We start from the raw sequence: 15,687 nt of genomic DNA, 5'->3' as shown, positions 1-15,687 counted from the left end.
AACGTGTATGAAAAGTTTTTTCAAGAAAGTTGGCGCATTCCTGCGCAAGACCTGGGTCTGGACCTTGCTGGTGGCATTATTGCTTGCGCTATTGGTGTGGTTCGTCGGGCCGCTGCTGGCGGTCGATGACTACAAGTTCTGGGAGACCCCGACCTCGCGCTTGATCACCGTCAGCGGGTTATTTCTGGCCTGGGGGCTGACTCTGGTCTTCGGTAATTGGCGTGCCGGAGTGCTGAAAAAAGAGCGCGAAGAGAGTGAGGGAGGCAAGGCGCGTATCGCGCGCATACAGAAGATCGATAAAGAGCACAGGGAAGTAAAGGGGCGTTTCAAGGATGCATTGAAGATCCTGAAAACATCAAGCCTCTATCGCGGGCGTAGCGAGCGTTGGCGGGATGACTTGCCGTGGTATCTGCTGATCGGGCCGCACAAGAGTGGCAAAACCAGTTTGCTGAACTTCTCCGGCCTGGAATTCCCGATCAATAAGATCGATAACAGAATAACCCGCGACACCGCCACCACCGAACATTGTGATTGGTACTTTGCCGATCACGGTGTATTGATCGATACCGCTGGGCGTTATCTGACTCAGTCGGAGGATGATACTGACGGCACTGCCTGGAACACGTTGCTTGATATGTTGCGTCTGCGCCGTCGCAATCGCCCGTTGAATGGCGTGCTGGTGGCCATTCCGGCGCTGACCCTGCTAAAGGGCAATGATGCTGAACTTCAAACTCTGGCCGAGCAGGTACGAGCCCGCCTGCAGGAAGTGCGTCAGAAGCTTCACGTGGATGTGCCTGTTTACCTGGTGCTAAGCAAGTCTGATCAATTGCCCGGGTTTACCGAGTTTTTCGATCAGTTGTCGCGCGAAGAGAGCGATCAGGTGCTCGGCGCCAGTTTCCGCAAGGGGCAGAACGGTGCCGATGTGGCCGTACTGCGAGCGGAATTCGAAGCACTCCTGGATCGCTTGAATAGCCAGTTGATCATGCGCCTGCACCAGGAGCGTAACACCCAGCGACGCGGCCGCATTCTCGACTTTCCCCATCAACTGGGCCAGGTCGGTGAACGCCTTTGCTCGTTTATTGACGTGGCGTTTGCCGCTAACCGCTATCAGTTGATCAATCAACTGCGCGGCTTTTATCTGACCAGTGCGCCGCACCTGATTGAGAAGACTGATCAGGACGCTGCCGATGCAGCGCGCTCCGCCGGCACCAAGACTAATATGTTGCCTTCCCGGCACTGCGGTCGTTCGCGGTTCATTCTCCATTTATTCAGCCAGGTGATTTTTCCCGAAGCCAATCTTGCCGGGCTGGACAAGCGCGAGCGCAGACGTATCCATTGGGGCCAACGTGCGGTTTATGCAGGTGCATTGGCCGTACTGTCACTGTTCGGCATGCTCTGGGCCAGCAGCTTCGCCGCTAATTACGAGCGCCTGGAAAGCCTGCGCAACCTGGCTCAGACCTGGGCTCAACAGCGCTCGGCGCTCAGCCCAAGTGATGACGCCATGATGGCATTAAAAGCCCTCGACACCCGATATGCAGCCACTCAGGTGTTCCCGAAAAAAGACGACACGCGATACCTCGAACACAACGGCCTATATCAGGGTGAGGAGGCTAACCCGGTGGTGCGGACCGCCTATGAGCGTGAGCTTGAGGCGCAATTGTTGCCACGAGTCGCGATCCAGATGGAGGCGCAGATTCGGGCCAACATGAATGACCGCGAACTCCTGCTCAACAGTCTGCGCGCCTATCTGATGCTCAATGACAGCGAGCGTCGCGACGGGCCCTGGCTCAAGGATTGGGTCGCCAACGAATGGTCCCAGCGCTACACCGGCAACGCTGCGGTGCAAAATGATTTGAACAATCACTTCAGCCGCTTGCTCGAGCAGTCCTTCAGCTATCCGCTCAGTGAACCCTTGTTAGCCCAGGCGCGCCAGGTCCTGCGCAGCGAGTCCCTGGCTAATGTGGTTTATCGCACGCTTCGCGAGCAGGCTCGTAATCTGCCCGAATACCGCTTGAGCCAACAGCTCGGCCCACAAGGTTCTCTGCTTGCCGGCACCGATTATGTGATCCCGGGGTTCTATACCCAGCAGGGCTATCAGCGCTATTTTTCGGTACAGGGTGCATTGCTGGTCACCGACATCTTGAGCGACAACTGGGTGCTGGGTGAAAGCCCGAACATCAGCGGCATGGACCTGCGGCGCCTGATGGTCGAGCTGGAGCAACTGTACTTTCGTGACTATGCCAACCATTGGAGCGAAGCGGTTGGGCAGATTACGTTGTCGGCGATTCCCGACTTCGCTAAAGGTGCCGAGCAATTGGCGGGCCTGACGTCGGCGAATTCGCCGATCCTGCAACTGTTGGTGCAAGTGCGCGAAAATACTCGCTTCCCGACTGTCGCCGGTGCTCTGGATGAGGTTGCTGATACAGCCGGTAATCTTGCGCAAATGGGCGGTAAAACAGGCAAGCTTGCGTCTTTGGCAGGCATGCCTCCTGACGCCCAGGCATTAAAGCTGACGGACACCGCAAGGAAGTCCCTGCAAGCTCGCTTTGAGCCAATGCACCGCTTGCTGGACGACAATAACGGCCCGACCGCAGACCTGTCGTCCGCCCTGGCCGCGCTGAGTGATCTGCAAATGCAAATGGCCGGTCTGGCCCGCGCAAGCTCCCCGGAACACGCCGCGTTCGAAATGGCCAAGACTCGTATGGGCGGCCAGCGTGATGCGCTGAGCAACCTTCGCACCGCGTCGAACCTGCTGCCACGTCCGGTGAGCGTGTGGTTCGGCGTGCTGGCTGAAGATACCTGGCGTCTGGCGTTGAACGGCTCCTATCAGTACTTGAACCAGCGCTATCAAAGCGAGCTGTACAGCTTCTATCGCAAGGCAATCAATCAGCGTTATCCGTTCAATGCCCACAGTACAAGTGATGTCGCGCTTAGCGACTTCCGCGAGTTCTTCAGGGCTCAGGGTGCCAATGACAGGTTCTTCGAGACTTACCTGCGTCCTTTTGTCAGCGGGGAGCCGGGCAACTACCGTCTGCGCAGTGTTGATGGTTACAGTCTGCCCGTCTCCAAGGCCTATCTCGATCAGATGGCCGCAGCACAGGTTATCCGACAGAGCTTTTTCGCCAACGATCCGGCTGAGCCGCAGGTGCATTTCAAGCTCGAACCTTACACCCTTGATCCTGCCGTCAGTCGTTCCGAGTTCAAGTTTGGCGACAAGGTTATCGAATATCGCCACGGTCCTATCGTATCGATGTCGTTCAAGTGGCCAGCCGATGCACAAGAGGGTCGCACCAGTCTGGTTCTCGACAAAATGATCGGCCGACCGATGGGTATCGAACAGAACACGGGCCCGTGGTCGTTGTTCCGTCTATTCGAGCTGATGCAAACCGAGTACCTGATTGGCCGCGACGTGTTAGTGCTCAAGGCTAATGTCGGTGGCCTGCGTGCCAACTACTTGCTGACCAGCCAGCGTACACCTAACCCGTTCGATATGGGGGTGTTGCGAACCTTCCGAATGCCGGTGCAGCTCTGATGCAGTTGGCAAGCCCCTGGCGCAGTTCTGCGCGCACCGACGTCGGCAAAGTTCGGGCTCGTAACGAAGATGCTTTCCTTGACTGCCCACAGCTGGGGCTGTGGGTGGTTGCCGACGGGATGGGTGGTTATCAGGGTGGCGATATCGCCAGCCAGATGATCGTTGCCAGTCTGGCTGAGCTACCGCAGCGGGATGATTTCGATGCCCGGCTCAAAGACATTCGTCAGTGCCTGCACTGGCTCAACCGTCGTTTTGGTCAGGAACTGACGGTCTCCGCCGCCGGTCGCGACAGCATTATGGGCAGCACTGTGGTGGCTCTGTTGATTGAAGGTAATCGCGCTGCCTGTATCTGGGCGGGGGACAGCCGTTGCTACCTGTGGCGTGGTCGGCGGCTGTATCAATTATCCAAGGACCATTCCCTGTTACAGCAGATGGTTGATGAGCAAAACATGAGCGTCGACGAAGCCAGTGCGCTTCCGGCTGCCCATGCCCTGACCCGCGCGGTCGGGGCGGCAGAGCAATTGAAACTGGATGTGGTTGAGTTTCAGGTTTATCCCGGTGATACGTTCTTGCTGTGCAGCGATGGGTTGTATCGCGGCCTCGGTAGCGATGCGCTTGGCAACGCCATGAGCTTGTCCGTGCCGAGTACTGCGCTTGATCGTCTGTTCGATGACGCTCTGCATGGCCCTGCGCGAGACAATCTGACTGCTGTGGTGATCAGGCAATGACTGAACACATGCGAGTGGGCACAGCAGAGGACCAGCATCTGAGCTACGTCGCTTTCGTCGAGTCGCTCAAGGTGGGGTCGGCGGCCGCCAGGCGCCGCATTGGTAAAATGCCGGGCGTACTTGCAGGTCGTTATCGTATCGAGCGCTTGCTCGGTGCCGGCGGTATGGGCGCGGTCTACCGTACGCGAGACTTGCTGAGTGAGCAGCTTGGTGACCCCGACCCCTATATCGCCGTAAAAGTGCTCAGCGATGAATTTGCCGGGTCGCCGGATGCCAGCGCGCTGCTCTACAACGAATTCGCGCTGACACGACGACTGCGCCACAACAATGTGCTGCGTTTGCACAGCTTTGAAGTCGATACCCTTTGCCGGCGCGCTTTCATCACCATGGAGCTCATGCGTGGATTGACCCTGGACAGGTTGCTTAGCGAGCGGCCTTTGGGAATTCCGTGGATGGAAATGCGTGATATCGCGCTGGCGCTGCTCGATGCACTGGCCTATGCCCACGCTCGCGGGGTCCTGCATGGTGACATGAAACCAAGCAACGTAATGCTCAGCGAAAACGGCGTACGCCTTTTCGACTTTGGTCTCGGCCAGGCCCAGGCGGGCATCCTGCCAGGCCTGGCTCACCTCAATCGTGGCCGCTTCAATGCCTGGACTCCAGGCTACGCGGCCCCGGAGCTGCTCGAAGGACAGCCTTTGGCCACCAGTGCCGATGTCTACGGCGTTGCCTGCGTGCTCTACGAGTTGGCCGGGGGGAAACCGCCGTTTCGCCGTCTACCTTCGACACTGGCCCGTGACGAACACCTCGAACGGGAGCTGCGCCGCCCCAGGAATCTCCCGCGGCATTGTTGGCCTGCGCTGCGTAAAGCATTGGCCTTCAACCCGGCTGAACGCACCATCAGTGTTGCCCAGTTACGCGACGTTTTGGGAAGCCCGGGAGGGTGGCTGCAACGCATGACGCAATGACGCTACGGACGACTGACTGCAACACAGGGAGCAAAGAAATGTTCAACCTAGCCAACGAAACACACTTCAGCCTGACCATCCAGAACTATGCAGGCGACCTGCAAGTATTGTCCTTCACCGGCACTGAAGGCGTCAGCCGGACCTATCGCTTTGATCTCGAGTTGGTCAGCGAAAAACCCGATCTGGACCTTGAGGAACTGTTGCACAAGCAAGCGTATCTGGCGTTCGACCTCCAGGGCAATGGCGTTCACGGGCAGATCTACCGCGTTGCCCAAGGCGCGGCCGGCAAGCGCCTGACGCGCTACACATTGTCGTTGGTGCCGCATCTGTACTATCTGCGTCATCGCACGAACCAGCGCATCTTTCAGCACAAGTCGGTGCAGGCGATCATCGGATCGATCCTCGAAGAACACGGCATTCTGAGCACCAACTACCGCTTCCATCTCAATCGACCCTGCCCGGATCGCGACTACTGTGTGCAGTACGGCGAAAGCGACCTGCACTTTATTCAACGGCTATGCGAGGAAGAGGGCATCCATTACCACTTCCAGCACAGTGAGCAAGGCCATGTGCTGGTGTTTGGTGACGACCAGGCAGTATTCCCCAGGCTCGGCCGACCCACCGCCTATGTCCAGGGCAGCGGCATGGTGGCTGACGAGCCAGTCATCAAGGGCTTCAATGTGCGCCTGGAAGTCCGCACGGGGCGTGTTACCCGCCGCGACTACGACTTTGAACAGCCCAGGCTGCAACTCGAAGCAGCCTGCAAGCCTCAGGACGAACGCAAGCAACCGGACCTTGAGGATTACGACTACCCCGGCCGATTTACCGAAAGCGCTCACGGCAAACTTCTCAGCCTGCGTGCCCTGGAGCGCCACCGCGCCGACTATCGACAAGGCGAAGGCCATGGCGACCAGCCCAGGCTGGTCAGCGGTCATTATCTCGAGCTTTCTGAGCATCCCCATGCCGATTGGAACGACCTTTGGCTGCTCACTGAAGTTTTCCACGAAGGTAAACAGCCGCAGGTGCTGGAAGAGTCGGTGACCAGCGACGTCGGCACGGGCAAGGACGACTTCCATCAGGGGTACCGCAACCGCTTCCTCGCCATACCCTGGGATGTGTTCTACCGCCCGGCACTGAAACATGCAAAACCCAAGGTGTTTGGCAGCCAGACGGCGGTGATCACCGGCCCTGAAGGGGAAGAGATCCACTGCGACTCGTACGGCCGCGTCAAAGTCCGGTTCCATTGGGACCGTGAGGGCGGCACCGACGACAAGACCAGTTGCTGGCTGCGCGTCTCTTCGAGTTGGGCAGGCGACCGCTATGGCGGCATCAGCATCCCCCGCGTAGGCATGGAAGTGCTGGTGTCATTCCTTGAGGGCGATCCCGACCAGCCGTTGGTGACCGGCTGCCTGTACCACAAGGCACACCCGCTGCCCTATGACCTGCCAGCCAACAAGACCCGCACCCTGTTCAAGACCATGAGCAGCCCAGGCGGTGGCGGCTACAACGAAGTACGTATCGAGGACAAAAAAGGCGCGGAGCAAATCTTCATCCACGCCCAGCGCAATTGGGATGAAAACATCGAGCACGACCAGAGAATCCATGTCGGCAACGAGCGCCACGATACGGTCGAGCAGAACAGTTTCAGCGAATTCAAAGCCCAGGAGCATCGCATCACCCACGCCGACCGCAGGGTCGAAGCGCGCATGGACGATCACCTGACGGTCGGGCAGAACCAGCACATCAAGATCGGAACGGCGCAACTGATCCGGGCCGGAAACGAAATTCATCTGAAGGCCGGCGAGAAAGTGGTCGTTGAGGCCGGACTGGAACTCACGCTGAAGGCGGGTGGCAGTTTTATCAAGCTTGATGCCAGCGGTGTGACGGGAGTCGGCGCGCAGGTGAAGCTCAATGCCGGAGGCGGACCTGGTTCGGGGAGCGGGATCGGTATTCAGTTGCCAATGTTGCCGGGGCGGGTGGATCAGGACGCCGCTGGCAATCTATTGGCGGGCGCACAGCCACAGACAGGCGCAACACAGCCCGCTTCGTCGGTAGTGCCTCAAGACCTGCGCTTCGATATTCGCCTGTCCGACTGCCCCGGCGACGGCGGTTTCCCGCTGGCTCACACCCCCTGGCGCATCGTCCGACTCAGCAACCCGACCTGGAGAACCCTGGGGCGAGTTTCCCCGGAAGACGTGATAGCCCAGGGCGAATCCGATAACGCGGGGCGCGTCGTGCTTTCAGACGCCCAGCAGCAAAAGCTCTCCCTTGAGTACGCCAAGGATGCACAGCGGTTCTGGCTGGTATATGCCGGTCAGTGTGTCGCATTGAAAACCCATCTGGACAAGGGGCTGAGCAGCGAGCAGCAGCAGATGCTGGCACTGGCGAGCATGGATTTCAGCAGCGAACCCCATGTCAGTGCCCATCATCCTCTGGCAGGTATCGAAACCCGCACAGCCTTGATAAACCTGTCGCTCGCTCAAGGCACCGCACTATTTGAAATGCTGAAGGGAAACAAGCATGAGTAACATGAACGGCATTGAGGCCAAGCAACTCAACCAGGTGATCAGCGAGGACGGCAAAGCCTGCCCGGCCACGTCTGCGCCGGGCTGGTTCATCAAACACAGCAGTCGGCATGGCGAAACCTTCGCCAATGAGCGGCTGGGCAACCAGGTTAAATTCTTTACCACCGGCAGCGACTACTTCAAAGATATTGCCCATGCCATCAAGCATGCCAGGAAGTCGATCTACATCTGTGGCTGGCAGATCAACTATGAAGTGCGCCTGACAGGCGACGTTCGTCTGTGGGACTGCCTGAACTACGCGCTGCGTCAAGGCGCGGCACCCGATATCTACCTCATGCCCTGGCTTTCCCCGAAGGTCGCCGTCGACACGGGTGACATGGAAACCATGGTCGCAGCCCTCCTGTTGAACGCGGGGCTCGACACGAAGAAGGTCTGGTGCCTGCCTGCCATACAGCAAAGTGACATGGCCAATCTGGGCTTGTTTTTCTCCCATCACCAGAAAATGGTGGTGATCGACAATGAAATTGCCTACGTCGGAGGCATCGACCTGGCCTATGGTCGTTGCGATGACCATAATTTCCGTCTGGCCGCCAACGGCAGAGTGGCCAACGAGTTTTACAACCCGTGCATCCCGCCGATCACCAGCATCGCGGCGCATCAACAATACCCTTACCTCACGGGTTTCGAACTGATCAGTGCCGCCCTGTGGAGCGGCGATCTGTTCAGTAAAGCCCAGCGCCATGTAGGGTGGGCAAAAGATAACAAGCTGTTCAACGCACTGCGCCATAGTGGCCAGGAAGCCGGCATCTGGCTCAAGCACAGGGCGGTGGACGGGTTGCGAATCATGGGCGCCGGTGGGGCATATACCGCAGGTGGTGTGGCCTATATCGCTGAGTTCATCCACCGACAGTTGGCAAAAGATAACCCACAGAACTGGCAGTACACCCTGCAACAGTGGAAGCACTCCCTGGATGAAGCGCTCCAGGTACTGGACGAGGAACTGCAGACCGGGCGCCGCACTGACGGCGCCCTCGAGGCACTGCGCAGCGACACCAGGCTGGTCAGCGATGCCATTGGCGCCTGGCATGACGATCCGGAACGGGCGACAACCCTGCAGCAGATGACAGATCGATGGCTCACTGACGCGCAACGGCAGATCCCGCGGATCACTTCCCTTTCCGGGCCTGCCAGCAGCAGGTTGCAGGCGCGGGTCAGCCGGCTCAAGGGTGACTATCAGGCCTGGGCCGAGCGCGCATCTGCGCCACTGGATGAACTGCAACAGGCGTTACTGGCCTGGGCCGGGCAGATCCAGACCTCCGGCGGCTTTATCAATGATGCGCAGCTGAATCGTGGCAGCGAGTTGGTCAGCCTGTGGGTGCAACAAAGCGGCGTCGGTGCGTTCTACGCCTGGCTCAACAACACGCCTTCGTCGATTGTCGCGGCCAAGGCCGTTGAAGAGTTCGAGGCGCTGGCCACTCCCTTTCTGCTTTATCTGCACTCGGTCATTGAGCGCAGGAGTGATGCCCAGCAGGGTGAACCCTATTCCTATCTGGCAGACCCCGACACCCGCCTCATGCCCGCGGGCGAGGTTATCCACGACAGTGCCCGCCAGCCACGCATGCCCTGGCACGACGTCCATATGCGCCTTGAAGGCCCCGCAGTGCAGGACCTGTCGCGCAACTTCATCGACCGCTGGAACAGCCTGCAGGCGCGCTACGACGGCACCCGGATAACCCTGCCGAGCGCCCTGGGCAGCGTGCTGAAGCTTATCCAGACCGACCTGGCCCCTGTGCCGTTCAAGGCGCAGTACCTGCCCCAGCCCGCCGAAGTGCCGAAACAAGGCAGCGTCAGCGTACAAGTGCTGCGCAGCGCTTCAGCGCGCCTGCGCCAGGAGGAGTACCTGGGCGCGTTGAAAGCCGGCGACGGCTATCCGCCCCCTGGCGGTGTCCAGGCCAACTGCCTGCAGGCGATGCTCAAGGCTATTTCCAGCGCGCAGCAGTTCATCTATATCGAAAATCAGTTTTTTCAGAGTGATTACGGCCAGGACAGCACAGTGACGACTACGGTCGTCCCCGGACCGATGCAAGGCTTGATGAGCGTCAGCGCACTGCCCGGTTACGATCTCTATAAAACCCGGCTGCGCCTGGACCAGGTGGCCGATGACCCGAAGAACCTGCATAAGATCGACTATTTCGCCCTCGCTGAGATGATCCGCAACAAGGAGGCGGAAACCTTCACCCAAGGGCTGATGCAGGTACTCACGAACATCGGCACAGTCGAGAGCCTGAGACGACTTCAACCTGCCCAGGCCGCCCTGCAAAATCCCCTGTGCGAGGCCCTCGCCGCACGGATCGAGCGGGCGATCGAGATGGGTGAAGACTTCCATGTGTACATGGTCCTGCCGGTCCACCCCGAAGGGCCGCTCAATGTCATCAGCCTGATGACTCAGGTGCACTTGACCATGCAGAGCCTGTCGCTGGGCGAGCAGAGCCTGGTCAAGCGAATCCAGCGCTCGATGGCGATCAAGGCACAGATGGATAAAGGTAAGACAGAGGAACAAGCCAGGCGAGCCATTGAAGATAATGTCGAGTCTGATGAAATGGTTAAACGATACGAGGAGGCAGACTGGTCACGTTACCTGACCCTGTTGAATCTTCGTTCCTGGGAGCTGCTGGACCGTCCGGTGACCGAGCAGATCTATGTCCATAGCAAACTGCTGATTGCCGATGACCGGGTGGCGATTCTTGGCAGTGCCAATATCAACGACCGCAGCCAGTTGGGGGACCGCGATTCGGAGCTGGCGGTGATTGTCTCGGGCAATATGCCGACGCCTTCGCCGCTCAATGGCAGGGGCCAACATCCGGTTTGCGCCGATGTAAGGGGTTTGCGCCGGCAACTGTGGCGTAAGTTATTTGCGCTGGATGTAAGCGATAGCGAGGTCAAAGTCCAGCCTGCGACTCATCTGGAGAGCCTGATCGATATGCCAGCGGCGCCCGCCACCTGGCAGGCTATTCAAGGGCAGGCGTTGGAAAACTCTGAAAAATACGAAGAGGCGTTTCCATTTATTCCGAGAAACAATGCCTCTATCTGGCCGCTCTGGAAAGATCCTAAAGAGTTACAAGAGACCGCAGGGTATTCGCCCGCCAATGTCAAAAAAGGTTTGATGCCTTTTGAGAAGGAGTTCTGGACAGAGGCCGCCTACGGCGTTCAGCCCGGGACTATCATGGGCTTCATTACGCAATTACCTATCCACTGGACAAAGAATGAGAGTAACGACTCTCAGTTCAATCTGACTATCTTGGCGAACATACAGCCAAGTGTAGGGCGTGGGGCCGATGGCACCCGCGTTGCTGCCTTGCCTGATAACCGAAATACGGAAAATTCTTGATGCGTCCTGTTAATGCAATTGGTCTTTTTGTTACATCGCTACTGCTGGGTGCTCAGAGCGCTGTGGCGTCCCCGGAAAACTCTGGTGTTCAGACGAGAACCCAGTGTCTGGGCCGTTCGGTATTTGAGCTGAAAACGGATATTGTCTGGCATATGATGGATTTTCGCCGGTTTGGACACGGCAATACGGGGCCTGGCGGTTATTCGCCGGATATTGGGCAACTGGCTAAACAGCTGAATTATGGGCGTGATCCTACCAATGCGGCTTTCAGTCTGGTGGCTATAGAAGTCAGTCCCAAGACGACCATCGATATCTATGAGGCTGTTGTGGGGACTGTACGTCCAAGTAAGTTGCAATCAAAAAAGAGAGTCGTACAAAAAAAAATCGACGAACTATCCCGCGTATTGACTGGGGACTTAGAGCGGTCAGATCCAGAGCGTTATAAAATATTGCTCAAAGAGAAACGGGTGCTTCAGGCATCACTCAAGCGGATATCCATAGCTGACACCCAGGCTTACCTCTATAGAAAGTATAATATCCCATTACGTAAGGAGAAAAATCTTCCGACTGAGGAGTTTGAGACCCAGCTAAAGGCTTATGAAGAGGAATATGACAGCTATCCCACCGATGAGCGCTATGCCAAAGAAATGGCCTTCGACTTCGGCGTGCCAGATGCCTACGGCGGGCCTTATCCGAATAAACTGGTCGTCGTGCTCTGGCGTGACGACAGGGTGTATAAATTCACGTTCGGCGACACCAATAGAAACTCGGGCCATCCGGACGTATTTGAAAAACTGGTACCCGCCGCTCGCGAGTTATTGTCGCGCTTTCGCACCCGTTCGGAATTCGAAATACCCCAGGAAGCGGGCTTCTGTATTCCGTTTGGCTTTATCGCCGACAATGGCAAGGAACCTTATTCGGTCACCATGGCCTGGCACCCGGTCGATAATCATGAACTGCTGTACAGCTTGAGCCTGAGTTCCAGTATCGACAAGGCGATGGATCTTTTGCCGATGCTGACCGCGCCGATTTATGGTAATCCGTTCCCGAGCGTAGTCTCCATGGATGCATCGGTCCCAACTTCGGTAGAGATCGGCAGCCGTAAAGGCGTTCTCGGTATCAAGACTTATAAACCCGCTGGCCAGGAGGGCGATCAATCCGCAACGGCAGGCAGCTATGTCATTACCGCGGGCAATGCCAGTAATGGCATCGAACCGAGCCTGGTACTTAAAGCCGAGACTTACTACCCGGAAAAGCCACAGTCCTACGAGCAAGTCAAAACAGACTTTATCGCCACGCTAAAAAGCTTTCGCTTGCTTCCCGGCCCGGTTGAAGCGCAGAGCCCCATTCCCGACAAGGCTGAAAAAATTGGACCGCTCCCCCGTGACATGAAGGAACTCGGTATCAGCCCTGACATAGTGTTGAAAGTATTGAAAGTGCTGTTATGAGTGCGGCGAGGGTGCTTGCTTGTTTTGATGGTTGCCTCTGCTGTCATGGCCGGTTTCTGGCTGGCCAAAATATGGAAGTTTTTTATGCGTCCTGTTAATACAATTGGTCTTTTTGTTACATCGCTACTGCTGGGTGCTCAGAGCGCTGTGGCGTCCCCGGAAAACTCTGGTGTTCAGACGAGAACCCAGTGCCTGGGCCGCTCGGTATTTGAGCTGCAAACGGATATTGTCTGGCATATGATGGATTTTCGCCGGTTTGGGCACGGCAATACGGGGCCTGGCGGTTATTCGCCGGATATTGGGCAACTGGCTAAACAGCTGAGTTATGGGCGTGATCCTACCAATGCGGCTTTCAGTCTGGTGGCTATAGAAGTCAGTCCCAAGACGACCATCGATATCTATGAGGCTGTTGTGAGGAGTGAAAGCCCAAGTGAGTTGGAGTCAAAAGAGCGAGTTGTACAAGAAAAAATCAACGAGATATCTCACATGGCGACGGGGGATCTACAGCGCTCAGACCCTGAACTGTATAGGAAACTACTGAAGGAAGAATTAGCGCTTGAGAAAAAACTCAAGCGAATATCTCACGTTCAAACAGAAATATTCACGCTTAGAAAGTATGATATCCCATTGCGCCGGGAGAAAAATCTCCCGACTGAGGAGTTTGAGGCCCAGTTAAAGGCTTATGAAGAGGAATATGACAGCTATCCCACCGATGAGCGCTATGCCAAAGAGATGGCCTTCGACTTCGGCGTGCCAGGTGCCTACGGCGGGCCTTATCCGGATAAACTGGTCGTCGTGCTCTGGCGTGACGACAGGGTGTATAAATTCACATTCGGCGACACCAATAGAAACTCGGGCCATCCGGACGTATTTGAAAAACTGGTACCCGCCGCTCGCGAGTTACTGTCGCGCTTTCGCACCCGATCCGAGTTCGAAATACCCCAGGAACCGGGCTTCTGTATTCCCTTTGGCTTTATCGCCGATAATGGCAAGGAACCTTATTCGGTCACCATGGCCTGGCACCCGGTCGACAATCATGAACTGCTGTACAGCTTGAGCCTGAGTTCCAGTATCGACAAGGCGATGGATCTTTTGCCGATGCTCACCGCGCCGATTTATGGTAATCCGTTCCCGAGCGTAGGCGTTTTGCAAACCTTCGGTCCTACGCCCGTCGATATTGGCAGCCGTAAAGGCGTCATCGGGGGGAAGTATTACAAACCCGATACTCCGGGATCTGATCCAGCGCTGTTTACTGAGCGCTATATTATTACCGCTGGTAATGCCAGTAATGGTATCGAGCCAAGCCTGGCCCTAAAGGTCAAGAATCTTTCATCGACACAGACCCAGTCGATGGAAGAAACCAGGGCGGACGTTATCGCCACGCTAAAAAGCTTTCGCTTGCTTCCCGGCCCGGTTGAAGCGCAGAGCCCCATTCCCGACAAGGCTGAAAAAACTGGACCGCTCCCCCGTGACATGAAGGAACTCGGTATCAGCCCTGACATAGTGTTGAAAGTATTGAAAGTGCTGTTATGAGTGCGGCGAGGGTGCTTGCTTGTTTTGATGGTTGCCTCTGCTGTCATGGCCGGTTTCTGGCTGGCCAAAATATGGAAGTTTTTTATGCGTCCTGTTAATACAGTTGGTCTTTTTGTTACATCGCTACTGCTGGGTGCTCAGAGCGCTGTGGCGTCCCCGGAAAACTCTGGTGTTCAGACGAGAACCCAGTGCCTGGGCCGCTCGGTATTTGAGCTGCAAACGGATATTGTCTGGCATCTGATGGATTTTCGCCGGTTTGGGCACGGCAATACGGGGCCTGGCGGTTATTCGCCGGATGTTGGGCAACTGGCTAAACAGCTGAGTTATGGGCGTGATCCTACCAATGCGGCTTTCAGTCTGGTGGCTATAGAAGTCAGTCCCAAGACGACCATCGATATCTATGAGGCTGTTGTGAGGAGTGAAAGCCCAAGTAAGTTGGAGTCAAAAGAGAGAGTTGTACAAGAAAAAATCAACGAGATATCTCACGTGGCGACGGGGGATCTAGAGCGCTCAGACCCTGAACTGTATAGGAAACTACTGAAGGAAGAATTAGCGCTTGAGAAAAAACTCAAGCGAATATCTCACGTTCAGACAGAAATATTCACGCTTAGAAAGTATGATATCCCATTGCGCCGGGAGAAAAATCTCCCGACCGAGAAAATGGAAGCTGAGTTAAAAGCTTATGAAGAGGAATATGACAGCTATCCAACCGATGAGCGCTATGCCAAAGAGATGGCCTTCGACTTTGGCGTGCCCGGTGTCTATGGCGGACCTTATCCCGATAAGCTGGTTGTCGTGCTCTGGCGTGACGACAGGGTGTATAAATTTACATTCGGCGACACCGACAGAAACTCAGGCCATCCGGACGTATTTGAAAAACTAGTACTCGCCGCTCGCGAGTTATTATCGCGCTTTCGCACCCGTTCGGAATTCGAAATACCCCAGGAACCGGGCTTCTGTATTCCCTTTGGCTTTATCGCCGACAATGGCAAGGAACCTTATTCGGTCACCATGGCCTGGCACCCGGTCGACAATCATGAACTGCTGTACAGCTTGAGCCTGAGTTCCAGTATCGACAAGGCGATGGATCTTTTGCCGATGCTGACCGCGCCGATTTATGGTAATCCGTTCCCGAGCGTAGTCTCCATGGATGCATCGGCCCCAACTTCGGTGGAGATCGGCAGCCGTAAAGGCGTCCTCGGTATCAAGACTTATAAACCCGCTGGCCAGAAGGGCGATCAGTCTACAACGGCAGGCAGCTATGTCATTACCGCGGGCAATGCCAGTAATGGCATCGAACCGAGCCTGGTGCTCAAAGCCGAGACTTACTACCCGGAAAAACCGCAGTCCTACGAGCAAGTCAAAACAGACTTTATCGCCACGCTAAAAAGCTTTCGATTGCTTGCGGGCCCGGTTGAAAACGAGAACTCCGGGCAAAGCAGCGTTATTGAAAGTGAGCCGGTCCCTGGTGACACCGAGGTAACGGGATCAGGCTTTCGCTCAAAATTAAAGGCACTGTTTGACTGATGCGTGCCAACGCCTCTTGTGCCGTTGTCGGTACTTGC

8 protein-coding genes are annotated in these 15,687 nt (G+C 56.5%); all 8 read left to right on the top strand.

Features of this window, described 5'->3' with window-relative positions:
* Positions 1–7 precede the first annotated feature (7 nt).
* Genes tssM through ACCD02_RS24245 form a run of 8 tightly spaced genes read left to right on the top strand, consistent with a single transcriptional unit; the run spans position 8 to position 15,649 of the window.
* Complete coding sequence (tssM, locus tag ACCD02_RS24280; protein ID WP_413307651.1) at positions 8–3,532, top strand: type VI secretion system membrane subunit TssM; 3,525 nt, start codon at positions 8–10, stop codon at positions 3,530–3,532.
* Entirely contained in the window at positions 3,532–4,260 is a 729-nt protein-coding gene (locus ACCD02_RS24275; RefSeq protein WP_413307649.1) for a PP2C family protein-serine/threonine phosphatase, read from the top strand. Before tssM ends, ACCD02_RS24275 begins: the two co-directional genes overlap by 1 nt.
* Positions 4,257–5,228, top strand: a complete 972-nt coding sequence (locus ACCD02_RS24270; protein WP_413307646.1) for a serine/threonine-protein kinase — start codon at positions 4,257–4,259, stop codon at positions 5,226–5,228. Before ACCD02_RS24275 ends, ACCD02_RS24270 begins: the two co-directional genes overlap by 4 nt.
* A gap of 38 nt (positions 5,229–5,266) precedes the next feature.
* Positions 5,267–7,756 (top strand): type VI secretion system tip protein VgrG, encoded by a 2,490-nt coding sequence (locus ACCD02_RS24265; RefSeq protein WP_413307644.1) that lies wholly within the window; start codon positions 5,267–5,269, stop codon positions 7,754–7,756.
* Positions 7,749–11,141, top strand: a complete 3,393-nt coding sequence (locus ACCD02_RS24260) for a hypothetical protein (protein WP_413307641.1) — start codon at positions 7,749–7,751, stop codon at positions 11,139–11,141. The genes ACCD02_RS24265 and ACCD02_RS24260 overlap by 8 nt, the downstream gene beginning before the upstream one ends.
* Positions 11,141–12,589: a hypothetical protein gene (locus ACCD02_RS24255; RefSeq protein ID WP_413307638.1), complete on the top strand. Its 1,449-nt coding sequence runs from the start codon at positions 11,141–11,143 to the stop codon at positions 12,587–12,589. Before ACCD02_RS24260 ends, ACCD02_RS24255 begins: the two co-directional genes overlap by 1 nt.
* 15 nt (positions 12,590–12,604) lie before the next feature.
* Positions 12,605–14,122: a hypothetical protein gene (locus tag ACCD02_RS24250; protein WP_413307636.1), complete on the top strand. Its 1,518-nt coding sequence runs from the start codon at positions 12,605–12,607 to the stop codon at positions 14,120–14,122.
* Between the two features lie 15 nt (positions 14,123–14,137).
* The gene (locus tag ACCD02_RS24245; RefSeq protein WP_413307633.1) at positions 14,138–15,649 is read left to right on the top strand and encodes a hypothetical protein; all 1,512 of its coding nucleotides are present in this window, start codon (positions 14,138–14,140) and stop codon (positions 15,647–15,649) included.
* Positions 15,650–15,687 lie beyond the last annotated feature (38 nt).

The organism is Pseudomonas sp. Pseusp88, from assembly GCF_047303955.1.
Lineage (GTDB): Bacteria > Pseudomonadota > Gammaproteobacteria > Pseudomonadales > Pseudomonadaceae > Aquipseudomonas.
The sequence above is the reverse complement of the archived record's forward strand: the minus strand, read 5'-3'. Positions and strand labels throughout refer to the sequence as shown.